The organism is Simiduia aestuariiviva, assembly GCF_014192475.1.
GTDB lineage: Bacteria > Pseudomonadota > Gammaproteobacteria > Pseudomonadales > Cellvibrionaceae > Simiduia > Simiduia aestuariiviva.
Genome location: NZ_JACHXZ010000003.1, coordinates 110,870 through 133,427 on the forward strand (window position 1 = coordinate 110,870; position 22,558 = coordinate 133,427).

At 55.3% G+C, this 22,558-nt stretch carries 19 protein-coding genes; 8 read left to right on the top strand and 11 right to left on the bottom strand.

All coding sequences use genetic code 11. The features are described from left to right. Nucleotides 1–267: 267 nt before the first annotated feature. From FHS30_RS10230 to pdsR, 3 genes are all read right to left on the bottom strand, one after another. On the bottom strand, nt 268–987 hold the full coding sequence (locus FHS30_RS10230; RefSeq protein WP_183910392.1) for an OmpA family protein: 720 nt from the start codon (nt 985–987) through the stop codon (nt 268–270). Between the two features lie 206 nt (nt 988–1,193). Next, entirely contained in the window at nt 1,194–3,227 is a 2,034-nt protein-coding gene (locus FHS30_RS10235; protein ID WP_183910393.1) for an ATP-binding protein, read from the bottom strand. A gap of 1 nt (nt 3,228) precedes the next feature. Further along, nucleotides 3,229–3,918, bottom strand: a complete 690-nt coding sequence (gene pdsR, locus FHS30_RS10240; protein ID WP_221197255.1) for a proteobacterial dedicated sortase system response regulator — start codon at nt 3,916–3,918, stop codon at nt 3,229–3,231. A 208-nt stretch (nt 3,919–4,126) separates the two neighbouring features. On the opposite strand from pdsR, the gene FHS30_RS10245 reads away from it, so the two are divergent. Then, nucleotides 4,127–6,388, top strand: a complete 2,262-nt coding sequence (locus tag FHS30_RS10245) for a marine proteobacterial sortase target protein (protein WP_183910394.1) — start codon at nt 4,127–4,129, stop codon at nt 6,386–6,388. Beyond that, a complete protein-coding gene (locus FHS30_RS10250; RefSeq protein ID WP_183910395.1) occupies nt 6,385–6,987 on the top strand; it encodes a class GN sortase in 603 nt (200 codons plus the stop codon). Before FHS30_RS10245 ends, FHS30_RS10250 begins: the two co-directional genes overlap by 4 nt. A gap of 145 nt (nt 6,988–7,132) precedes the next feature. On the opposite strand, the gene FHS30_RS10255 is transcribed toward FHS30_RS10250, so the two are convergent. The 3 genes from FHS30_RS10255 to FHS30_RS10265 all read right to left on the bottom strand — a co-directional run bounded on the left by FHS30_RS10255 (nt 7,133) and on the right by FHS30_RS10265 (nt 11,033). Then, on the bottom strand, nt 7,133–8,092 hold the full coding sequence (locus FHS30_RS10255) for a sensor domain-containing diguanylate cyclase (RefSeq protein ID WP_183910396.1): 960 nt from the start codon (nt 8,090–8,092) through the stop codon (nt 7,133–7,135). After that, the gene (locus FHS30_RS10260; protein WP_183910397.1) at nt 8,092–9,126 is read right to left on the bottom strand and encodes a response regulator; all 1,035 of its coding nucleotides are present in this window, start codon (nt 9,124–9,126) and stop codon (nt 8,092–8,094) included. The genes FHS30_RS10255 and FHS30_RS10260 overlap by 1 nt, the downstream gene beginning before the upstream one ends. A 92-nt stretch (nt 9,127–9,218) precedes the next feature. Beyond that, a complete protein-coding gene (locus FHS30_RS10265; RefSeq protein ID WP_183910398.1) occupies nt 9,219–11,033 on the bottom strand; it encodes an aminopeptidase P family protein in 1,815 nt (604 codons plus the stop codon). 163 nt (nt 11,034–11,196) lie between these two features. Between FHS30_RS10265 and argS the strand changes: the two genes are divergently transcribed. Beyond that, nucleotides 11,197–12,930, top strand: a complete 1,734-nt coding sequence (argS, locus tag FHS30_RS10270) for an arginine--tRNA ligase (RefSeq protein WP_183910399.1) — start codon at nt 11,197–11,199, stop codon at nt 12,928–12,930. Nucleotides 12,931–12,948: 18 nt separating this feature from the next. On the opposite strand, the gene FHS30_RS10275 is transcribed toward argS, so the two are convergent. The 3 genes from FHS30_RS10275 to FHS30_RS10285 all read right to left on the bottom strand — a co-directional run bounded on the left by FHS30_RS10275 (nt 12,949) and on the right by FHS30_RS10285 (nt 17,855). Then, nucleotides 12,949–16,299 carry an EAL domain-containing protein gene (locus FHS30_RS10275; RefSeq protein WP_183910400.1) on the bottom strand — a complete coding sequence of 1,117 codons (3,351 nt, stop codon included), beginning with the start codon at nt 16,297–16,299 and terminating at the stop codon, nt 12,949–12,951. A gap of 157 nt (nt 16,300–16,456) precedes the next feature. Then, entirely contained in the window at nt 16,457–16,687 is a 231-nt protein-coding gene (locus FHS30_RS10280; protein ID WP_183910401.1) for a SlyX family protein, read from the bottom strand. A 13-nt stretch (nt 16,688–16,700) separates the two neighbouring features. Then, nucleotides 16,701–17,855 (bottom strand): serine hydrolase domain-containing protein, encoded by a 1,155-nt coding sequence (locus tag FHS30_RS10285; protein ID WP_183910402.1) that lies wholly within the window; start codon nt 17,853–17,855, stop codon nt 16,701–16,703. 92 nt (nt 17,856–17,947) lie between these two features. Between FHS30_RS10285 and FHS30_RS10290 the strand changes: the two genes are divergently transcribed. Beyond that, a complete protein-coding gene (locus FHS30_RS10290; protein ID WP_183910403.1) occupies nt 17,948–18,547 on the top strand; it encodes a LysE family translocator in 600 nt (199 codons plus the stop codon). 33 nt (nt 18,548–18,580) lie between these two features. Here the strand turns inward: FHS30_RS10290 and FHS30_RS10295 are convergent, their stop codons facing one another. Continuing rightward, nucleotides 18,581–19,411 carry an ion transporter gene (locus tag FHS30_RS10295; protein WP_183910404.1) on the bottom strand — a complete coding sequence of 277 codons (831 nt, stop codon included), beginning with the start codon at nt 19,409–19,411 and terminating at the stop codon, nt 18,581–18,583. 129 nt (nt 19,412–19,540) lie between these two features. Here FHS30_RS10295 and FHS30_RS10300 point away from each other — a divergent pair, with 129 nt between their 5' ends. The 4 genes from FHS30_RS10300 to FHS30_RS10315 all read left to right on the top strand — a co-directional run bounded on the left by FHS30_RS10300 (nt 19,541) and on the right by FHS30_RS10315 (nt 21,097). Next, nucleotides 19,541–19,885: a hypothetical protein gene (locus FHS30_RS10300; protein ID WP_183910405.1), complete on the top strand. Its 345-nt coding sequence runs from the start codon at nt 19,541–19,543 to the stop codon at nt 19,883–19,885. Then, nucleotides 19,872–20,195: a stress response translation initiation inhibitor YciH gene (yciH, locus tag FHS30_RS10305; protein WP_183910406.1), complete on the top strand. Its 324-nt coding sequence runs from the start codon at nt 19,872–19,874 to the stop codon at nt 20,193–20,195. The genes FHS30_RS10300 and yciH overlap by 14 nt, the downstream gene beginning before the upstream one ends. Nucleotides 20,196–20,197: 2 nt before the next feature. Continuing rightward, nucleotides 20,198–20,449 carry a DUF3820 family protein gene (locus tag FHS30_RS10310; RefSeq protein WP_183910407.1) on the top strand — a complete coding sequence of 84 codons (252 nt, stop codon included), beginning with the start codon at nt 20,198–20,200 and terminating at the stop codon, nt 20,447–20,449. Between the two features lie 102 nt (nt 20,450–20,551). After that, nucleotides 20,552–21,097 (top strand): energy transducer TonB, encoded by a 546-nt coding sequence (locus FHS30_RS10315; protein ID WP_183910408.1) that lies wholly within the window; start codon nt 20,552–20,554, stop codon nt 21,095–21,097. Between the two features lie 82 nt (nt 21,098–21,179). Here the strand turns inward: FHS30_RS10315 and FHS30_RS10320 are convergent, their stop codons facing one another. Continuing rightward, nucleotides 21,180–22,448, bottom strand: a complete 1,269-nt coding sequence (locus FHS30_RS10320; RefSeq protein ID WP_183910409.1) for a glycosyltransferase — start codon at nt 22,446–22,448, stop codon at nt 21,180–21,182. Nucleotides 22,449–22,558: the final 110 nt, after the last annotated feature.

Below are 22,558 nucleotides of genomic sequence, written 5' to 3' on the forward strand. Positions count from 1 at the left end.
GGAAGTGCATAAATTGCAGGAGCAAATTTATGCCCTACATCCCTGGCACTCCCTACCGGCGTCCTGCCTCTCGGGATGTACCTACATCCCTGTAGGCAAAAAGCCCACGGGGGTTGCCCGTGGGAAGGTCTGTGTGGCAGCACAGTAAATTACGCGTTGTTAATCAACAGATAGTTTCACTCCTCCGGTTAGTGGTCCCCCGCCACCGCGTCCTTGTGATGACTGGGGTGGAAAAGCTTGGCGTCCGTGCCGAGCGACCTCACAGGATTAGTGACCCATTGCCATGGCTGCTGCAGTAGGCTGTACGATGGTGATATCGACGCGGCGCTCGAGGGCGTAAGCTTCTAGGTCACCTCGGCGAGCGTTAGATTGCCCCGAACCAAAAGCGCTAACCGCAATGCGGTCCGGCTCAATGCCCGTTGATTCCAATACTTGCTGCACCGACACCGCGCGGTAGTGCGACAACACATTGTTGTATTCATCGGTACCGCGCGGGTCCGCGTGACCGTTTAGCTGGATCGCGAGCGTTGGATTTTTTACCAGAAATTGCGCCAAGGATTCCACCTGCGCCCTGCCCTGCTCGGTAAGTACGTCCGAGCCTGTGTGAAACATCACTTGTAATTGCAACTGATCGAGTGCCAGCGCTTGCAACTCGGCCATGCGGGCTTCCTGCTCAGATAAACTTTGGTTGCGGGCAGCTAACTCTGTACTTAAAATTTCCACCTGTTGCTCCGTATGTGCCAGTGCCACCGTTAAATCCTCTTGCTCATCAACCTGCTTAATTTGCTCTGCGACATACACGCCGCCCAATGCACCGATAAACATACCGATGGGCCCGCCCACAATCGCACCCATGACGCTGCCCGTGGTAAAGGCGGTGCCCTGTTTGAGTTCAGTGAGCCCCTTGCTGGCAGCCTGCGCAGGAGCGGTAATGGTGGCGGCGGAGATCGCGGTTGAAATTGCGGCTAGTGCGATAATTTTTTTCATGATGAATTCCTGTTTGATCTAGGTCGTTGACTAAAGCGGAAGGGTTACTCCCTGTCCTTGATGCTTAGTAAACCAAGACAAACGGGCAAAGCGCTGACTGAATTGCGATGGAGTTGGGATCGATTGTGGCGAAATGTGGCAATGGGTTGCACGTCCATTGAACATGGGCTTGGCGGCAAAAAATCATAGAGTCGCAGCGGTGAATATTACGCGTCGGTGATCGGCAGACGCACGGTAAACACAACGCCACTGCCATCGGCTCGATTGGCCGCACTCACACGGCCATTATGAAAATCGACAATCAGGCGCACTATGTGCAAGCCCAGCCCTAGATGAGAGCTGGATTGCGCCGTGCGCGGCCGAATTGAAACCAATGAGTCGAATAACTGGTGTTGCATGGCCTCAGGCAACAGAGAACCATCATTGCTGACTTGCAAGATGACATGATGCTCAGAGCGTCCAAGGGTGAGTAAAATGCATCCGCTGGCGGGGCAGAAATCCACGGCGTTTTCAACGAGCTTATCGAGCATTTGCACCAGCAGCTCCGGCGCCAACAACATCTGATAGCCCGCTGAATCTTCGATGTGCAATGAGATCTTCCGCCCAAAGGAATCGCTGTAAGCGCGCACAAGGTCGGTCAAAAGGTCATCCACAGCCACCCACTCTTTATCGGCTTGAGCGAGTGAAGCCTCCAAATGCGTTGCCGCACTCATGGCGTTGAGGATGCCCGACAACCGATCGGCACCGGCCTGTGCCCGCTGGTGATAGATCGCAAGATTGGGGCTTTCAGCCGCACTTGGCAATTCTGATTTCACATTGTCGAGAGAGCTTTTTACCACCGCCAACGGCGTGCGCAATTCGTGCGACAGCTTGCTCGACAGCGTTTGCAAATAGTCGGTGTAGTCACCGAGGCGCTGCAAGACCCGTGAAAAACTGCGACTCAAATCGCCCAGTTCATCGGCCCGTGTATTGTCCGGTAAATCGTGGCTAACTACCCCGCGCTCGCCCAGTGCTTGCTCGGCGGCGCGCGCCAGCCGGCGCACGCGCCAACTCAACCAGCTGGCGTAACCAAGTAAGCCAAAACCCAACACCAACACGGTCAGCAAGCTGTACAACAACAAACGCCATAGCGCTTGCTGTGTGCCTTCATCCTGGGCCTGCGCGCTTTGTTCCAACACGACGTAGCCAGCAATGTCATTGCCGGCATAAATGGGCAGGCGCACCTGTGCTACCCATGTATCGCGCGTGTAATACCACTGCTGCTGCGCCGTGTCTGTCGCCGGTAAAAAGCCTGCGACGGCCAGGTCGCGCCATTGAGGTAGAACTGGACGCGCCAATAGAATGCGCCATAGCCACGCATAGGGCATGGCCGCCGGGGCGGGATAATCTGAAGGTTGTCCCGCAAAGCTACCCGCATCCGCCAACAACCACCGCTGGGGTGACAACACCATCCAACGCTGATCTGCTTCGGCAAACACCGCCAACAAACCGTTTAGATCCGGGTGTTGCCGCATCACGGGTGGCAGCGCTATGGCATTGGCGCTGCTACTGAGACGCACCACGGCAGCACCCGGAGATTGACTCACCACCGTCACCGACAAGCCCTCCTGCGCCATGGCCACCGGTAGCTGAAATTCCAACTGGTAGCCGCCCACCCGCTCTTGCCAATGCGCCACAATGCGATGTTCTAGTTGCACTTGTTGTCCAGCCCAGCGGTAAACCTGCGCCCGACCGGGCGCACTGGCCGAAATAAAGTATTGATGTTGCTCGCCGCGCACGTTGCGCGTTCGCATCACTAAATGGTCGCCGCTCGCAACCGCATCTAGCGCGGGATTGTGATAGTGCACGTCGCGATCTGTCACACGCACAAAGCCATACAACTGACTGCCGAATTCAGCCAATTGCACCGTTCCCTGCACGCTGGCATCGGGCTTGCCGAGGGTCCGCGGACTGAACGGATAGTAGCGCCACTCATCGTCATAACCATCCACAATGGGCGCCGCGGGCAAGGGGTGCGCATAGAGAGGTTGACTGCCAGCAGGTGCTAAATGGCGGCTCGTCAGCGCCAAGTATTCACCGTCGCTGGCGAGTAATTTTGCCACCGCGCGCGCACTGGCCGTCATGGCGCGCAATTGGCCATCGCGCAAGGTCGATTGCATTTCTGAAATGTATTGCAGCGCGGCCCAAGGCAATACCAGGGTTAAGGCCGCGAGTAAAATCAGTTGATGCCGCAGCCGCACCTCATGTATCCCAGCGGTAGCCCATACCGTAGGCTGTTTTTATGCAGTCAAAGGCGGGATCAACGGCAATAAATTTTTTGCGCAATCGTTTGATGTGAGAGGTAATGGTATTGTCATCCAACACCACGTTAGCGGCGTCCATTAATTGCTGGCGGCTTTTTACATGGCCTGGGTGTTTTGCCAGAGCCTGCAATATCCACAATTCCGTGACCGTTAAATCGAGTGGTACCTCCTGCCAGCGTGCGCACATGCGGTCCATGTCCAACAACAATTCGCCGCGCTGCATTTGTTCACCACTGGCTTGACTCGCGTTAGCTAACGCATCTACCCGCCGAAACAAGGCGTTCACGCGTGCCAACATGTGCGGTTGGCTAATGTCTTTCGTGAGGTAATCGTCGGCGCCTAAGCGCAAGCCCGACACCACATCAAAGTCGCTGTCGCGCGCGGTGAGAAAAATGATGGGAACCGCGGGCGATAAGCTGCGCAATTCGCGACACAAATCAAAGCCCCCCTCGTACTCAGCCCCCAAACCCACATCGATAATGGCGAGATCGGGTAAGCGCTGCTTAAAGGCGGCCAGTGCGCTCGGACGATCCGCATAAACGCTGACACCAAAACCCTGACGCATCAATGCTGCGCGGCAATTTTCAGCCAGATCGGCTTCATCTTCTACTACAGCAATGTGGCGCAAAGCAATTCCTCAACCAGACGTTTAAATGATAAAGCGACGAACCCTCGGCATTGTAACCACTTGCCCGCCATTAGGCACCCCACAGGCGGTGTTGCCACAATTGGCCACAATTGATCACTTGCCTGCCTCTATTCATCCACCGGCTGACCCTATTCCCCGCGCTAAATAGCACCAATTGATTCCCCCATTCAGCCATAGGATTACCGCCATGTGTTTCTCACCACGCCGCATTCCCAGACACCTCATTTTGGAACAACCCAAACAGCCTAATCCGTGGCTGGGTCGCTGGCTAAAATTGGTGGGGGCCCTCACCTTTTTGGTGCTTGGCCTCGTCATTGCCGATATCGCTCGCGCCAAGGCTATTACCAGCAACATCGATATTGAACCACTGCGCGCCACCAGTGGCACACTGGCCTTTAAACACGGCACGGGCTATGTGCAGGCAACGCATTTAGAAAGTGAAGCGCGGGTCACCATCAACGGCATGGTGGCGCGCATGTCACTGACCCAACATTTCAAAAATGACACGGACCAATGGCAGGAGGCCACCTACACTTTTCCCCTGAGCGAAACCTCCGCCGTTAATCGCATGGAAATGCGCATCGGTGAGCGCACAATCGTGGCGCGCATACGCGAGCGGGAGGCCGCTAAAAAAATCTACCAAGAGGCGCGCGATGCGGGCAAAACAGCCGCGTTAACTGAGCAACAAAGACCCAATATATTTACCCAGCAAGTGGCAAACATCGGCCCCGGCGAAACTGTATCAATTGTGCTGCATGTGACCCAGCCGGTGGACTACCAAAACGGTCGATTCCATTGGCGCCTGCCAATGACACTGACGCCCCGCTACATTCCCGGCCCGCCCCTGCGAGACAGCAACGCCTATGGCCGTCCAGCCCACGAAGAGGATGTGCGAAATTCAACTCAACGACACTCACTGCCACTCACACTCACTGGCCTTGGCTGGGCACTACCCACCGCGCAGGTACCCGACGCGCCGCTTATCACACCACACTATCACCCTGCACCGACCATCACCGATAACCCCATGCGCTTACACATCTCCTTGAACGCAGGCTTACCACTGGCGCGCATCGAGGCGAGCTATCACGACATTAGCGTGGTAAAGCAGGGCGACACACACGCAATCAGCACCCAACAATCACAGGTCGCCATGGACCGCGATTTTGAACTGACGTGGCAACCGGTGGCCAGTCAACAACCAGAGGCCGCGCTGTTTACCGAACAGCTCAATGGCGAATACTACGGCCTGCTCATGGTGCTGCCCCAGCATCTGCAACAGCAACCCGCCCATCTGCCGCGCGATGTGGCATTTATTATTGACACCTCTGGGTCTATGGATGGACCATCCATCCTACAGGCGAAGGCGAGTCTTGCTCGCGCGCTGTCACGGCTGCGACCAATCGATCGCTTTAACGTGATCGAATTCAACTCAACGTTTTCTACACTGTTCACTCAACCGCAATCTGCTCATTCACATAATATTCAGCGCGCATTGCATTTTGTTCAGCGTTTACACGCAGGCGGCGGCACCGAAATGGCACCCGCACTGGCTGCGGCGCTCGCGGCGCCCGCCGACGAATCCTGGTTAAAACAAGTGGTGTTTATCACTGATGGCAGCGTTGGCAATGAACAACAACTGTTTACTTTGATTCACAATAAGCTGGGCAATGCGCGGTTGTTTACCGTGGGAATTGGCTCAGCACCCAACAGCTTTTTTATGCGTAAAGCTGCGCAATTCGGTCGCGGCACCTTTACCCATATTGGCAGCCAACAGGAAGTAGCTGAAAAAATGGATGCCCTGTTCGTTAAGCTACAAAGTGCTCAGCTCGCGCAATTGAACATAGATTGGCCCAAAGGCATGCAGGCCGAAATCTGGCCACAACGGCTTCCCGATGTGTACGCCAATGAGCCACTGTTGTTGGCGGTGAAACTCTCGGGCCCACAATCAATACCGTCGCAAATCACTGTCAGTGGCTATACGGCACAAGGCCAATGGCAGCGACATATCCCATTGACTCTGCACGCAGCGCCCTTAGTGAGGGAAGCTGCACCCAAGGGCATCGCCACCGTGTGGGCGCGGGCAAAAATTTCGGCGCTACTCGACGAAAAAGTGCGCGGTGTAGATTCTGAAACCATCAAGGCGCGCGTCTTGCCCCTTGCACTCACCCATGAGCTTTTGTCACCGTATACCAGTCTTGTGGCTGTGGACGAAACGCCTCGACGAGCCACGGATCAAATGCTGGCGTCGAACGCTGTTACAAATTTATTGCCCGCGGGCCAACGCGCGTCGTCGCTGACCTACCCGCGCACCGCTACCGCAGCGCCGCTGTGGCTGGCCGCCGGACTGCTGTCATTTTGTGCGCTCCTGCTTGCCTTGTACTGGCCAAAACGTTGGTCAAGGTTGCAGCGACACTTAAGCTTAACCACTGCGCAGCTTTCATCATGATGACCTATCCACTTCTGCGCGCGCAGCGCGTTATTTGCGCAGCGTTACTACTCGCAACGCTCTATTGTCTGGGCGCGGCCAGTTGGATTCACGTTAAAGCGGAACTCGCACAATGGCTAATTCAACACGCATGGCAGCAGGCACTAAAGGGGTCGCAGAGTTTGCACATTAAGCCTTGGCCCTGGGCCGATACGGAGCCCGTTGCGCAACTCACCTTGGCGAACGGTGAGCAGTGGGTCGTCTTGCGCGGCGCGCAGGGCAACAGCTTGGCCTTTGGCCCAGGTCTGGTCGAGGGCAGCGCATTGCCCGGTGAGGGATTTTCAGTGGTGGGCGGCCATCGTGACACGCACTTTGCCTCACTGGCCAATACGATGGCGGGCGACCGGATTTTCGTACACACCCGCAACGGCACTGCGATCGAATATGAAGTGCAATTTGCAGGAGTTGTGGATATTCGCCAGCAACCGCTGCAGTTAGAAAATACTCACCGACTGTTACTGGTTACCTGCTTTCCCTTTGACGGAGTGCAAAGCGATGCGCATAAACGCTGGTTGGTTAGGGCTGCGCCCATTAAGTCGGATTCGGAATTTGAGACTTAATCTGAGACTTTATCTTATTCTGAGCCTGAGCCTGAGTCTGAGTCTGAGTCTGAGTCTGAGTCTGAGTCTGAGCCTGAGTCTGATCCTGAAAAAAGCCGGCACACCGGCGCTCTGGGCTGGGGAGTGGATTGATTGGAAGCAGTATTTACTTGGGCGGTTCAGGCGTTGGGGCAATGCACGTTTGGTTGCGGCCGCCGTGCTTACACTGGTACAGCGCCTGATCTGCCGCTTCTAGCCATCCCGTTTCTGAACCAAAATGGGGCGATATTTCAGCCACACCTAAACTGATGGTGAATTTAATTGTGTGCTCTTCATGCACCACCTCCTGCGCCTCTATGATTTTGCGCAAGCGTTCAGCAAATACACGGCCGCCTTCAGCATCTGTGTGCGGCAATATGACCGTAAATTCTTCGCCGCCATAGCGGCCAACACAATCGCTATCGCGAGCGCAATCTTGCACCAACTCAGCCACCAGTTTTATCACTTCATCGCCGGCCTGGTGGCCATAGGTATCATTGACCTTTTTGAAGTGATCTATGTCAAAAATGACCAAACTGTACAGGCGGTTGTAGCGCTTATGTAACGCCCACGAAGACTCCAATTGTTCTTGCCAGTAACCGCGATTGAATAAACCGGTGAGGCGATCCGTGCGACTTAAGATAGCCAACTCTTTATTGGCCGATTCCAACGCCAACTTGTTGGATGCAATATCGGTTACATCGTACAGTGTCATCGACACCAGATCGGTCTCGCCGCTAGCACTGCGAATTGCGCGCAGCACAACGTTTTGATACATGTAATGTGACTTGGCCGTAATGGGGCGATAGGCGGCAAAACCCATCAAATGAGGCACTTGCTCCCAAGTGATGAAAACTTCGTTTTCCAGCAGTAGAACGGTATCGAGCTCGCGCTGAAACCAATCCTTTTTCAGTTCTGGGTAGACATCAAACAAACACTGTTCACGCATTTCAGTGGAACTTAAGCCGGAATGGTTTTCCATGAAATGATTCCACACGGCAATCTTGCCCTGGCGATCAAAGACCACCAAACCCAAATCGATGTGGGTAACCATATCCATCAGCCAATGAATTTCACGCATTTCCATTAGCTTTGGCCCTCATCCAATAACAGGCTAACGCGATCCAGCATTTTATCTCCACTGGCCTTGGGCAATAGAATCATCAAGTCGCAACCAAATTCTAATTCTGAAAATTCGTAGGGAATTTCAATTAACAAGACGTCATCGAGCGCGGAGTTATAGACAAACTCCGTGCCCATAACATTCTGGCCCAGCAATATTGGTTGGCTTTTACTGAAGGTCAAATCCACCTCGTGACCGAAGCGCGATAAAAAGGCTCCAATGAGCACCGACGCGGCGTCCAGAATGGGGGCGCTATTCGTCTCGTTTTCAGATTTAAGGCCGGCCATCAATTTGCGTACGCCAGTCACGCCATCGCGATCTGCATAGAGTATGGCCTCTCCCGCGAGACCTCGGGATACAAACCCCTGCGACACCACAGTTTGACCACCTAATTGAAACACGCCCATGGCCATTTCCAGCTCCGCAGGCGTCAACCAAGCCACATTCGGAATCGGTAACTGGATAAACGTTTTTAGCAAAATGGCGAGTTTGGCAGCGGCGTCACCCATGGCGATGTTGGACACTTCGCGCAGGCTATCAAGGGGGCTGGTTTCGGTATCGGGGGTGGTTATGATCGGTGGTGGCGCTGGCGCGGCTGGCGCACTGGCATCGCCAGACGCTTCGGCCGGCGGGGCATCGCCAATAAATCCGTAGTCGCGTAGCGTCTTGTGCAGTTTTTCTGTGTCTATGGGCTTTTGAATGAAGTCCAAGGCACCCAATGCCATGACCTTCTCGCGGGCTTGGGGCTGAATATCCCCAGAAATAACCACGACACCGCATTCGATTTGCTGCTCTCGGATGGCCGCGAGCGTCTCGAATCCGTCCATCACGGGCATGGTTAGATCCAACAGGAGTAAATCGATCGTCTTTTGCTTGAAAACATCCATGGCCATTGCGCCATGTTCAGCAAAAGTGATTTCTTCTGCAAAACCTGCAGGTAGCGACCTAGCCGCCTGCTTGCGCGCCATGCCGGAATCATCACAGATAAGAATGCGCACAGTAAGCCAAAGTTCCCAATTGATTATGCTTGTCAATCAGTATGGCAAAGAATTGGGGAATTGCTCGAAATGTAGAGCAATTCCTTACACGCTTATCCGGCTGTTAACGGCTGGGTGGCCATGGTCAGCCAGTGCAGGTCATCGCCCGACAATTGAGGTGCCATGGCATCGAATACCCGGCGGTGATAGCGGTTCACCCAATCAATCTCGGCGGCCGTCATCAATTGGGTATCCATAAGCCGTGTGTCCATGGGCACTAGCGTCAGGGCTTCGAATTCATAGATCTCGCGCTCAGCGCCCACGAGCGAGTCACATCGGCGCACGGCCACGAGGTTTTCCAACCGTATGCCAAAGGCGTGATCGCGGTAGTAACCTGGCTCATTGGAGCACACCATCCCCGGTAACAAGGGCACGGCATTAGGCGCCTTGGAGATCCGTTGAGGCCCTTCGTGCACACTTAAGTAGTGCCCCACCCCGTGGCCGGTGCCGTGGTCAAAATCAAAGCCTTCGGCCCACAAAAATTGGCGCGCCAATACATCTAGCTGGTGACCGCTGGTGCCCTTGGGAAAACGGGCACAGTCGAGTGCGATATGGCCCTTGAGCACCAAGGTCACCATGCGGCGCATCTCGTCGGTGACGTTGCCAATGGCGACGGTGCGGGTGATGTCTGTGGTGCCATCGGCATACTGCGCACCCGAGTCCACTAAATAAATACTGTTATTGGGCAGCATGGCGGGCGTGCCGTTCATGTGGTTGTAATGACACATGGCCGCGTTGCCGCCGGCGGCGGAAATAGTGTCAAAGCTCAGGTCTAAAAACTCGGGCAGCGCCTGGCGAAAACTGAGCAATTTATCAGCTAATTCGCCTTCGTCGTAAAAGCGGCCGTCAGCCACTTCGCGATCGAGCCAGGCCAAAAACCGGCAGACCGCGGCGCCGTCGCGCAGGTGCGCCTGCCGGATGCCCGCCAGTTCCGCATCATTTTTAGCCGCTTTGGGCAGTGCCACCGGATCGGCACCCGCGATGAGCTCAGCACCGGCCTGCACGGCCTGCTGCTGGCACCAAGCATTGGATTCCGCGGGGTCTGCCAGCAGCCGCTGGCCCTTTAACGTGGCGAGCACGGTGGCAAGATCAGCTTCTGGACGAAAACTGACGCCTTCGCCCACGTGCTCAGCGAGGGCCTCAATGCATTTGTCTGTATCGGTAAAAAAGATCATCTGGCCGTCGGTCTGTAACAGCGCTGTACCCAACACCACCGGCAAACAGGGAATGTCGTCACCGCGAATATTGAGTAGCCAGGCAATGGAATCACAGGCGCTTATCAACGCCACATCCGCCCCGGCTTTAGCCACTAATTGCCCCACTCGCTGGCGCTTTTGCACGCTGTTAGCACCGGCTGCCGCATGAGAATAGAGCCGGATGGGGGCCTTGCCCGGCGCCGGCCGATCGGCCCAACTGGCGTCCACAGGGTTGCTGTCCATGGCTGATAGCGCTAATTTGCAGGGGCTCAGCGCACGCGCAGTGCGCTCCGCCCAGGCCAAGGTGTGCAGGCGCGGGTCGTAACCCACCTTTGCACCAGCGGGTAGTCGCTCCGCTAACCAGTCGGCCAAATTATCGTCGCTCATGCTGTGATAGCTGTAGCACTCGGCGGGCGCCTGATTGCGCACTTGAATGGTGTAGCGGCCATCGACAAAGATGCCCGCGCTGTCCGCCAACACCACCACAAAGCCCGCAGAGCCGGTATAACCCGACAACCACAGCAGTCGCTCGTTGCAAGCCGGCACATACTCGCCCAGATATTCATCGGCGCGAGGTTGAATGTAGGCCTGCACGCCGGCATTGGCCATCTGACCGCGCACGGCCTCTAGACGGGCGTGAATGTCGGTCGGCGTAGGTGCTGAATGGGGCATGTGAGACTCCTAATTACCCAAAATAAGATGGCAGTGTAACGAACCGCGACGGGCTTTACACAACCCTCACCCCGATTGCGCCTTGCATATGGCTCTAGGGCCGTTAAAATTCGCTTCCTTTTTCCAGTCATCTCAGCGCGGGCGCAGGCCTGCAACGGACCCTATGAATATCCGCGAATTACTTACCCAGAAAGCGCAATCGGCCATGACCGCCGTCGGCATCCCAGAGGGCGTCAATCCCAACGTGGCGCCGGCCAAGAAAGCCGGCTTTGGCGACTACCAAATCAATGGCGCCATGGCCGCCGCTAAACAGATGAAAACCAACCCGCGCGCGCTGGCTGAGCAAATCGTGGGTGCCTTAGCGCTCGATGACATTGCTGAGAAACTGGAAGTGGCTGGCCCTGGTTTTATCAACATTCATCTAAAGCCCGAGTGGTTAGCGGCGCAAGTGGACGCGGTCTTGAAGGACGCGCGCCTAGCGCTCGCGCCAGTGACCAAACCCGATACCGTGGTGGTGGACTACTCCTCCCCCAACCTCGCCAAGGAAATGCACGTCGGCCACATTCGCTCCACCATTATCGGTGACGCTTTAGCGCGCCTACTGGAGTTTCAAGGCCACACCGTGCTGCGCCAGAACCACGTGGGCGACTGGGGCACCCAGTTCGGCATGCTAATTGCGGAACTTGAAGAACAGTTGGCCACCCAAGACAGTGCCGGCTTTGCCTTAAAAGACTTAGAGCAGTTCTACCAGCAAGCCAAAAAACACTTCGACGACGACGAGGCCTTTGCCCACAAGGCGCGCGATTACGTGGTCAAACTGCAAGGTGGCGATGCCCACATTTTGGGTCTGTGGGAGAAGTTCAAAGACATCTCGCTGCAACACGGTGAAGACAACTATCGCACGTTAAACGTAACCCTGAACCGCTCACACGTCATGGGCGAGAGCAGCTACAACGACGATCTGCCAGTGCTGGTAAAGGATTTATTGGCGCGCGGCATCGCCGTTGAAGATCAGGGCGCCGTGGTAGCCTTCTTAGATGAAATGAAAGACAAAGAGGGCAACCCCTCGGTGGTCATTATTCAAAAACAAGGTGGCGGCTACCTCTATGCCACCACCGATTTGGCCGCCATGCGCTATCGCGTCAATCACCTGGGCGCCAATCGCATTATGTACTTCATTGATGCACGACAGTCACTGCACATGCAGCAAGTGTTCACGCTCTCGCGCAAAGCCGGTTACGTCAGCGATCAGGTGAGCTTGGAGCACCACGCCTTCGGCACCATGATGGGAACCGACGGCAAGCCCTTTAAAACACGCTCTGGTGGCACAGTAAAGTTGGCCGAGCTGTTGGACGAAGCCATTGAGCGGGCCACCGCTGTGGTATCTGAAAAAAATCCAGAGCTGTCGCAGGCCGAAGCGAAAGAGATTGGGCGCAAAGTGGGCATTGGCGCGGTGAAATACTCCGACCTGTCAAAAACGCGCACCAACGATTACATTTTTAATTGGGACGCCATGCTAGCCTTCGAAGGCAACACCGGCCCCTACCTGCAGTACGCCTACACCCGCATTCAAAGTATCTTCCGCAAGGCCGGCGAACTGCCCGCGGATGCGCCCATCGTACTGGCAGCGGACCAAGAAAAAGCGCTGGCGCTGCGCCTGCTGCAATTCGGAGAGGCCTTAAACCAAGTGGCCGCCGAAGCCCTACCGCACGTGCTGTGTACCTATCTATACGAGTTGGCCAGCCAGTTTATGAGTTTCTACGAAGCCTGCCCAATTCTAAAAGACGGCATTGACGCGCCCATGCGCGCCAGTCGCTTGCAGCTGAGTCAGACCACTGCGCGCACCTTGGCGCAAGGTTTGGAGTTATTGGGTATAGAAGTTAGCGACAAGATGTAACGCGAGCGCGTTGCGCGCTCAATTGTCCGTCGAAAAATCTGGCGGCAAATCGCCCTCCTCCACATCGGCCTCCCAAGGGGCCGATGCATACCACTCAGGTACCGCCGATGGCGGCATAGGCCGACCTAAAAAATAGCCCTGCGCCTGATTGCAGCCCATATCAATTAAACAATCTAATGTCGGTTGATCCTCTACGCCCTCTGCCACCACATGCAAACCTAAGTTGTGGCCAAGATTCACCGTGGAGCGCACGATCACTTCATCTTGCTTATCTTCGAGTAGCAATCGTACAAAGGAATAATCAATTTTAAGCGCTTGAACTGGCAATCGCTTAAGGTAAGCCAGCGAGGAGTAGCCAGTACCGAAGTCATCAATGGACAATTTAATGCCGAGATCACTGATTTGCTGCAAAAGTAGAAGCGCTCGCTCAGGATCTTCCATGATGGCGCTTTCCGTAATTTCCAACTCCAGGGCCGACGCAGGCAAATCATTTTTGGTCAATAAATCTGCCAGCTTTTTGGGCAGACGCTCATCCATTAAATTGCGCGTCGATAGATTCACTGCCACCGACACGTAGAAACGCTGCTGGTGCCACTGCCGGCACTGGCGAATGCTCGCCTCCAAGACCCATTCAGTGAGCGGGTGAATAATATCCGTGGCCTCGGCCATAGGAATAAAATCACCGGGCGGCACAAAGCCAAGGGTTGGGTGATTCCAGCGCAGCAACGCTTCAAAACCGTGCAAGCGCCCAGTGTGCAACTCCACTTTCGGCTGGAAATGCATCATCAATTCATCTTCGCGAATAGCGCGCCGCAAGTCGCTCATGAGCGAAAAACGCTTGGGGGAATGCGGATCTATTTCTGGGCTGTAGATGGCAACGCCCGAGTATTGTGACTTAGCATTGCTCATCGCCACATCGGCAAAGCGCATTAATGCACTGATATCTTTGGCTTGCTGGGGCCGCAAAGAAATGCCAATCGCGGCGCCAATTTCGCTAGTAAACCCCTTCAAATCGTAGGGTTCACGAATCACTTCCATCAACCGATGCGCTACGACCACGGCCTGCTGTTCATTGCGAATTTGCGGCAAAAACACCGCAAACTCATCCCCGCCCAAACGCGCCACAAAGGACTCCACGTCGCGCAGCTCTTCTTGCAGCCGCGGGCCTATCTGTTTTAATAATCTATCGCCAACCTGGTGCCCAAGGGTATCGTTTAGATCTTTAAAGCGATTCAAATCAATCAACAGCAGTGCCATCTTCTGGCTTTCCGGACATTCGCTAAAGTGTTCGCGCAATGTTCTGTAGAGAAAATTTCGGTTGGGCAATCCCGTGAGTGCATCGTGTTGCGCTTGATACTCCATTTCGGCCAAATAGCGGCGCTTCTCAGTGACGTCGCGAGTGATTCCCCAAACATGTTTTAAGGCATGTCCCTCCAAAATCCCCAAGGTCGAGACCGTTAGCTCAATACGCTCACCGTTGGCCCGCTCGCGAAAGGTGTTAATGTCGCGCAGTCGGTAGCCGGATTCCACAAACTGACACATCGCACTGCGATGGGTTTCAATACCGTGATCAAACATGGGCACCCCGAGCAGTGCATCGGCACTTTCACAATCGCGAAGTTCGGCCATCACCTGATTGCACTCGGTAAACACCGCCCGTTCACCCAACTGTTTTACCTGCTCTTCAACCGGCAGGCGCGTATCGATGGGGGGTTCAATACGGCAGCACCAAATGCCATCCATACTGTTAGCAATGAAGGCTCGGTAGCGGTGCTCACTGTCTTGCAATTCTTGCTCAATGACTTTTTCTTTGGTGATGTCGCGCATCACTAGTAGCACGCCATTAACGATTCCGTCGGTATCAGTGGTAGGCGCTTTATCAAGGGAGAACCAATACTGTCGATCGCCAAAATGCAGTGCTTCTGTCACCCCGACTTCTGCAATGTTTGTGCGCACCACCTGCATCACTTCACGCTGCAATTGCGCCATTTGATGGCAGTCTCGAAACACTTCAACCAGTGTTTTACCGATCAGATGAGTACCTTTAAAAAAGGCACTGGCCGCAGTATTTGCGTGTTTAACGCGCCCCCATTGATCTAAATAAAGAATAATGTCTTGAACATTGTCCAACAGTAACTGCAATTCTTGGCGTTGATTAGCGATGACAAGCCGCTGCTCGTGCAAATGGGTAATTTCGGTAAACAGGTGCCCGATCGAAAACACGCTGTCGTGTTCGTCGCGCACAGGAAAGCTAGACCAAATGAATCGCGCCGGGTGATCTGCAAAAAGTGGCAAACTTTGCTCCGAGGTAATGGCTCTATCTTGCTCCATCACCTGCCGCTCGCGCAGCGCCAACAAGTTTGCGGTGGCGGCGTCCACCAAGTGTTCATCACGCAAACCCTGAACTTTAGTGGCCGCGCCCATAAACAATTGCTGATATAACTTATTGGCAAAAAGGTAATTGCCTTCCAGATCCTTAACGGCCACCGGCGGTGCACTGCGCTGACCCAGCACACCGGTTAATAGCTGAGTATTGCGCGCCAGATCATTACTTGCGCGCAGCTCTTCCGAGCGGTTTTCATACACCACCAATACACAGCGCAATTGACCATCATAATCCAACAATGGCGCGTGAGTGGCACGCAAGTGAAGGGTGGGCGCCTCGGCGGGTTGAATGTCCAACAAATTCGCCAGCGCAAATGAAAAGTTAAAGGTTTGTGGCTGACCAGCGGCAAGGCCCGCCTGAATCGCCGCCTTTTCGTCATCGGTAAGCGAGCAACCGGGGCTTGCCAACAGATTAAAATGCGCATGGCGCTGTAAAAACTGACCGGGTATTTGCTGAAACATCCGCTCCCACGCGGGATTGACGCGCATCATACAACCACGGGCATCTAGTAGCGCCTTGGGGACGTGACTGTGTTGAAATAAACTATCAAATAACTGCGCGTAATTGTCGCTCTCTAGCGGCTCGGCAAGCAGCGCGGGCGCCACGAGTCCCGTGGCAGATTTGCGTTCTGGATCAAAGGTGCCAAGGAACACTAACTGGCGTCCATTGTGCAATGTGAGCGGACATTCAAAGCGCGTGTGTGCGCCTTTGAGCATGCGCCCCACCTGCGCCAACAATACCCCTTGATGCTGGAGCGACACCAAACGCAGAAAGTCATCCAAGCGTTGAATCGGCTGGCGGGTCGGCAATTGGGCCAGCGCGATAAATTGGGGGGACAACTGAAATTCACCCGAGGGAATCGTCCAGTGCCACAGCGCTACGTCATTGTCTGTCATCACCCGCCAGCACAAAGCCGCTGCCGCACTCGAGTCGAGGGTCGACCAATTATCGTCTAGTTGTGACCGGGTGGGGTGGGCTGACATTGCGAGCCTGCATCTCCATGCGTAGACATCTCCACCATGAGTTTAGCCGACGCATGAAGCTCTGCTGCTCGATCTAGCCTTTTTGCTGATATTCAGCGCACAAATTTAATGACCAAAGTACTAGAAAGTGCCTTTTGACCGATTTCGTTGTTGGCCGCTAGTAATGAGGGGGGCGCTCATCGCCAGCTTCACTGCCTTGGTCAACGCGGTATTGCAGGTCCAAGTGTTTTTCACTGAGGGTTCTCACCTGCTCGCGCAGGCGCAGGAGCTCAGTATCTTGGCGCGACAGGACAGTATTGAGTTCAGACAGCATATCCTCCTGAAACGCCAGCCTGATTTCCAGTTCTTCTAACCGAGCGACACAGGCCGCCATGGATTCTTCTGACATATGCCAAACTCCTCTAGATGACCTGATATAAGGCGTTGATTAGCCGCTCCGCGCGGCTATCGATGAGTAGACTTTGCGCCATTTGATTGGACACAAATGCAAAACTTAGATTGTAGTCTGGATCGGCGAAGCCCAAGCAGCCACCGGCACCGGCATGGCCGAATGCGCGCGCGCCGCGCCCCAAGCGCCGATCGCCGCCCTCTTGGGTAAGCATAAAGCCCAGGGAAAACCGCATTGGCGTTTGCAATACCCGATCATCGCCGGATGATCGCTCTAACCAACAGGCCTCGCGCTGGGCCAACGGCAGCAATTGTTCGCCGCTGATCAAGGCATCGTAGACACGGGCCAAATCTCGCGCCGAAGCATGGCCGTTAGCCGCGGGAATTTCGGCCCCGCGCCACGCTGCGCCATTAGTTCCCACCATCAAACTCATGGGGTTAGTGAAGGCTTTATTGACCACCCCTTGCGGGTCGTCCTTCATGGCGCGCCCTAATTGCAATACGCCCTGCTCGGCTTTGGCGCCGCGAATTGCGCCCACCTCGGCGAGCAAGGATTGCTCTGCTTCAGGCACACCAAAGGCGATGCCCAGCGCCAGCGGAGCTGCGATCTGTTGCTGAAAGTATTCATTGAAATTGGCTGCACCACTGGCGCGCCGCACCAATTCGGCCAATATCCAGCCATACAGAATGGGCGAATAGCCTTGGGCTTCACCCGGGGTCCACCAGGGTTGCTCGGCCGCGACCAATGCGCGCACCTGCGCCGGATCAAAAATGGCGGCATCGGCAACCCGAGTATGAAACGCGTTGACACCCGATCGGTGGCACAACACCTGCTCAATTGTGACGGAGGCCTTGCCGTTGGCGCCAAATTCCGGCCAAAAATCCGCTATGGGTTGGTTCAACGACAAAACGCCCTTAGCGGCGAGCTGCAATACCGCGATGGCCACCAAGGGCTTGCCCGCTGAAAAGATATTGACCCGCGTATCGGCCACCCACGGCAGCTCGCCGGCCTTGTCGCGCGCGCCGGCCCAAATATCGAGCAACGGCTCGCCGTCGCGGTAGACTGCGAGCGCCGCGCCCTGAGGCAATGCTCGCTGAAGGTCGGCGAAAACCTCGGCCACGGGCTCAAAACCGGGCGCGATATCACCCTGCACTGAAAATTCCGGCATAACGATTGGCTCTGTGCAAAAGCTGGCAATTGTACCGTGAAATCTGCACACTCCGTGGCCATTGCGCACGAATAATTACGAGGAATTTGGACATGTTGTTAAGCAGTTGGCTCGCGGTGGCTGGAATTTGCACGCTCGGCGCTATGTCACCGGGGCCGAGTTTAGCCGTGGTCATGAACAACACTGTCAATCACGGTCGTCGGGCCGGCATGCTGACCGCCATCGGACACGGGCTGGGCGTCACGGGTTATGCGGCGGCCACGGCGCTGGGCCTGGCAGTTATCATCGCCAGCTCGCCCCTGGTGTTCGATGCCATTCGCTATGCGGGCGCGGCATTTTTACTGTACCTGGCCTACAAAAGTTTTACCGCGCCGGCGGGCACCACCCAACAACACCCTCAAAAAGGCTCACAGGGATTCGTCAGCGGGCTGCTCATCGCGGCGCTAAATCCGAAGATGGCCATTTTCTTTTTGGCGCTGTTTAGTCAGTTCATCGACGTGGATGCCAACCTGCAAGACAAATTGATTTTGGCGTTGACTGCCGGCGTTATCGACACCGTTTGGTACCTACTGGTGGCGTGGGGGCTGGCGACCCCTGCCGTACTCGCATGGCTCAAGCGCCATCAACAAAGCCTGAACCGCGTGTTCGCCGTTGTGATTGCACTATTGGCTATCAGCATAGTTTGGCAATGAATCTGGCTTCGACTCTGATAGCGACAATGGTCGCTACTCGGGCAGCGCGGCACCGCAATATTTACAAAAGCGTGCATCCGATTCGTGATTGCCTTTGTCACACTGACCGCAGCGCGCTTGCTGCCGCTGCTGGGTCACCTGCTGCACCAATTCAGCGGTAAAAATGCCCGTGGGAATGGCAATTATTGAGTAGCCCGTGAGCATCACTAGTGCCGCCAAAAATTGCCCGATGGGCGTTTGCGGCGTGATGTCGCCGTAGCCCACAGTGGTAATACTGACAATGGCCCAATAAATACTTTTGGGAATACTGGTAAAGCCATTGTGCGGCCCTTCCACCACATACATCAGCGAACCGAAGACCGTGGTCAGCACCAATACAGAGCTAAAAAACACCAAGATTTTACGGCGCGCCATCATCATTGAGCGCACCAGCACATTGGCTTCTTTCAGGTAGCGCACGAGTTTTAAAATGCGGAAAATGCGCAGCACGCGTAGTAATCGAATGGTGAGTAGGTAGTTGAGATCGCCGAAAAACAAACCGAGATAGCTCGGCAAAATCGACAGCAGATCCACCAAGCCGTAATAACTTTTTATATAGCGCCAGCGGTCGGAGGATACATACACCCGCACGCCATACTCGAGCGTGAAAATCAGGGTAAACACCCACTCCGCCACTGACATCGCCAGCGCCCACTGCTCGCCTAGGCCCTTGAGGGTTTCCAGCATCATCACCGCCACACTCAACAAAATCAGCGCGATGAGCACCAAATCAAAGGCGCGACCGGCGGGCGTGTCATAGCCAAAAATGATGTCGGATATGCGCGTGCGTAGCGTCGCTGGGCTCTGATTCTGAGCATCGTTCATGGGGTGTAACCCTATTCTGACGGAATGGTTGATACGAGGCCGCCAAGGATTACAATAGCCCGATCATTTTGCAATGCCCAATCGCGCTGGCGCGAAGGCAACTGCACCCCACTACAGGATGTCACCGCCATGTCGCTTATTTTGTCCCGCCTTAAATGCCCTTGGTGCCAAACCCCGGTCACCAAGGCCCAATTGAAGGAGCAGAACCTGCTGCAAGTCTATTTAAAGCGGCAAGCCTTTCCGTGCCCACACTGCCAACAACAGATCACCCTCCCCGAACGCGCTGAAAAGCTCATCAGCAGCGGTTTATTTGTGTCGGTTTTTTTAGCGCCTATATTCGCCTACAGCGGCTGGCTCGGCATTAATCCCGCCCTGCTCTTTTCGCTCGGCGTGTCCATGGTGCTCACCGGCATCTATTTTCAAAAACTGCAAAAAGTCGATGCTGCAGAGGAGCCCCAACATGAGCAAAAATAGCCGGTTGGTATACTCGACGGAGTCCGGTCGTATAGACGCGCCCAGCCAGAGCTTAGCGCCGCCAGACAGCGACGGGATCGTGCGCATACAGCGCAGTTCGAAAGGGCGTGGGGGCAAATCCGTGAGCGTGATCACCGGCCTCGGGCTCGGCAAAGGTGAACTCAAAACACTGGCCAAAGCACTGAAGCAGGTCTGCGGTGTGGGCGGATCCGTCAAAGATTGGGACATCGAAATCCAAGGTGACATGCGCGACAAGCTCAAAACCGAGCTGGAAAAGCGCGGCTATACCGTCAAATTGGCAGGTGGCTAAGCATGAACGACGCACCCTTCCCGCCCGAGTATTTAAAATTGTTGGTCACCACGCCCATGCCCTTCGGAAAATACCAAGGCCAAATGCTGGCCGACTTGCCGGAGCCCTATCTGGTGTGGTTTAGCGGTCAGGGGTTCCCCAAGGGAAAACTGGGCGAGCTGTTGGCGCTCATCTTCGAAATCAAGGTCAACGGCCTTGAACCCATTTTGGAACCGCTGCGCAACCGCCCCGCCCACTTTAACCCCCACGCATAAATTCACGCTGGCCCAACTTTTGCTCTACCCCTCCCATGAACAGTTAACGCGAGCGAACCGTCAATTAATTGACGTCGCGCTCAGTTTCCAGAGGGTTTTACCATGGATCAAGCAACATTTTGGTCACTACTCGATACACTGGCAAAAATCGGCATGGGTGCCTTACTGCTGGCCATAGGCCTATGGTTTGCCCACTATCGCAAGCCCAGCCAACCGGCCTCACCGGAGTCTATTGCCGCTAAACGCAAGCTCAAAATATACGAGGAAGTCTCTCGCCAAATGGGCAACGTCAGCCACAGCTTCGCCAAATATTCGGCGCTGGTGATTGAGTCGGTGCGCTTTGGCGCGCGCTGGCCACAGGCGCGTCGGGCTGAGCTGGACAATATCAACAACGAGCTGGTGCAGGAATTTCGGCGCATGGCTGACGCCGAGGCCAACCTATTATTGATCGGCGAAAAGGGGCTGGAGAAAAACTTGCGCTTGTACGGTGCTCAAATCGCCCTGTTCCGCAAACAGGTGTACGTAGGCCGGCGGGATATCAGCAATCAAGAGATTGCCGACCTCAAGCAAGACATCTACAAATTGCGCGAACAGTTTTACGATGTGCTCAGCAAAAAATACGACGATAACGTGCGTAAATCTGCCTGACCCTGCGCCTACTTCGCAAGACTATTTGGCGTTTGCCGCCAGATAGTCTTTTGCGTTAGCACCGAGTTTCGATAGCAATTTACTATGCGTCGGACTCAGCATCTTCCAAGGCTTTTAACCTCGTCTTCACTTCAATCCAGCGCGACATGAACTCCGTGCTGCGGTAATGCTGTTGTTGTAACAAGGCGCCCGTAATATTGCGCAGTCTGTGTGCCTTGAGATTGTGTTGTATCTGCGCAAGGCGCTCGCTCAACGCTTGCTCTACGCGCGCACGATCAAACAGCGCATTAAACACCGGAGCACAGTGCGATTGCGCGGTGCGCCAGCAATCCGGCTGTTCATACAAATCCACCGCCGCCTTGATCACATCCGCATCGGACTCTGCCACCTTACCAGGCCAGGCTAAGCGCCCCATTGCCGTCATGCCTTCAGCACCGATGGCAGTGGTGACACTGGGCGTGCCACAGGCCATGGCCTCCGCTAGCTTGCCTTTAATACCCGCGCCAAAACGTAGCGGCGCTAAACACACCCGCGCCTGTGCCAACACGGTGTAGGCATTGGGTGCCCAACCCAAGACTCGAAAACCCAGGGCAGGATTGTCTAACTGCATGGCTTTTTTAGGGGGATAAGCACCGTAGAGATGCAACTCGGCCTCGGGCAACTGCTGCCGTATGGCGGGCCAGAGTTCCCGCAGATAGCGCACGGCGTCCCAGTTGGGGGCGTGACGATAATTGCCGATGAACACGAAATGCTGACGCTCAGTGAGGGGCGTCCAATGGGCGGGATCGATCGGCTCAAACATGAAGGGGCAGTGGTGTAACAGCGCCGCCGGCACGTTAAATTCTTGTCGCAATATGGCCAGCTCAGCATCGGAAATCACCAGAGTGATATCGCATCGGTAGATACTGGCCAGCTCGCGCTGCGCCATATCGCTAAACAAATCGTCATCCACGGGCGTCAACACCGGTCTGCCGGCCTTGTGGGCGCGTTCGCGGGCGTCGCGCAGGCAGTGCAGGTCTTCGGAATCCAACACTCGCAGAGCCTGCGGGCAGGCGCTGGCAACGCGCCAACCGAACTGCTCTTCGCAGATAAATCGATCGAATATAACCAGCTCCGGCGCCAGCTCACGCACAAAGTCGTCAAAACTGCTGCAATTAAGCCTTACCGAATGGCACTCGACGGCCAGCGCAGTGAGATCCTCTGCCGCCTCTCCGGGTTCAGAGGCCGATGCAAAGGTCACGGTATAGCCCGCGCTCTGCGCCCAGCGAATGAGCTGCACAATGCGTGTGCCAGCGGCAGATGATCGGGGTTCGGGCCACACATAGCCCACTATTAACACTGTTTTCGCCATGACCTTGCTGTACCCTTGCGTGGGCGCGCATTGTACCCGACTCTCGCTACCGCGCGCAGGCACAACAAGCCCTCGGGTTTTTGCCATACTGTTCGTCACACCTGTTCGCA

What these genes read in the sequence shown, in the direction of transcription:
- FHS30_RS10230 (WP_183910392.1), bottom strand. Translation starts at nt 987, where the DNA reads ATGAAAAAAATTATCGCACTAGCCGCAATTTCAACCGCGATCTCCGCC.
- FHS30_RS10245 (WP_183910394.1), top strand. Translation starts at nt 4,127, where the DNA reads ATGTGTTTCTCACCACGCCGCATTCCCAGACACCTCATTTTGGAACAA.
- FHS30_RS10250 (WP_183910395.1), top strand. Translation starts at nt 6,385, where the DNA reads ATGATGACCTATCCACTTCTGCGCGCGCAGCGCGTTATTTGCGCAGCG.
- FHS30_RS10255 (WP_183910396.1), bottom strand. Translation starts at nt 8,092, where the DNA reads ATGGAAATGCGTGAAATTCATTGGCTGATGGATATGGTTACCCACATC.
- FHS30_RS10265 (WP_183910398.1), bottom strand. Translation starts at nt 11,033, where the DNA reads ATGCCCCATTCAGCACCTACGCCGACCGACATTCACGCCCGTCTAGAG.
- argS (WP_183910399.1), top strand. Translation starts at nt 11,197, where the DNA reads ATGAATATCCGCGAATTACTTACCCAGAAAGCGCAATCGGCCATGACC.
- FHS30_RS10275 (WP_183910400.1), bottom strand. Translation starts at nt 16,299, where the DNA reads ATGTCAGCCCACCCCACCCGGTCACAACTAGACGATAATTGGTCGACC.
- FHS30_RS10280 (WP_183910401.1), bottom strand. Translation starts at nt 16,687, where the DNA reads ATGTCAGAAGAATCCATGGCGGCCTGTGTCGCTCGGTTAGAAGAACTG.
- FHS30_RS10285 (WP_183910402.1), bottom strand. Translation starts at nt 17,855, where the DNA reads ATGCCGGAATTTTCAGTGCAGGGTGATATCGCGCCCGGTTTTGAGCCC.
- FHS30_RS10290 (WP_183910403.1), top strand. Translation starts at nt 17,948, where the DNA reads ATGTTGTTAAGCAGTTGGCTCGCGGTGGCTGGAATTTGCACGCTCGGC.
- FHS30_RS10295 (WP_183910404.1), bottom strand. Translation starts at nt 19,411, where the DNA reads ATGAACGATGCTCAGAATCAGAGCCCAGCGACGCTACGCACGCGCATA.
- FHS30_RS10300 (WP_183910405.1), top strand. Translation starts at nt 19,541, where the DNA reads ATGTCGCTTATTTTGTCCCGCCTTAAATGCCCTTGGTGCCAAACCCCG.
- yciH (WP_183910406.1), top strand. Translation starts at nt 19,872, where the DNA reads ATGAGCAAAAATAGCCGGTTGGTATACTCGACGGAGTCCGGTCGTATA.
- FHS30_RS10310 (WP_183910407.1), top strand. Translation starts at nt 20,198, where the DNA reads ATGAACGACGCACCCTTCCCGCCCGAGTATTTAAAATTGTTGGTCACC.
- FHS30_RS10315 (WP_183910408.1), top strand. Translation starts at nt 20,552, where the DNA reads ATGGATCAAGCAACATTTTGGTCACTACTCGATACACTGGCAAAAATC.
- FHS30_RS10320 (WP_183910409.1), bottom strand. Translation starts at nt 22,448, where the DNA reads ATGGCGAAAACAGTGTTAATAGTGGGCTATGTGTGGCCCGAACCCCGA.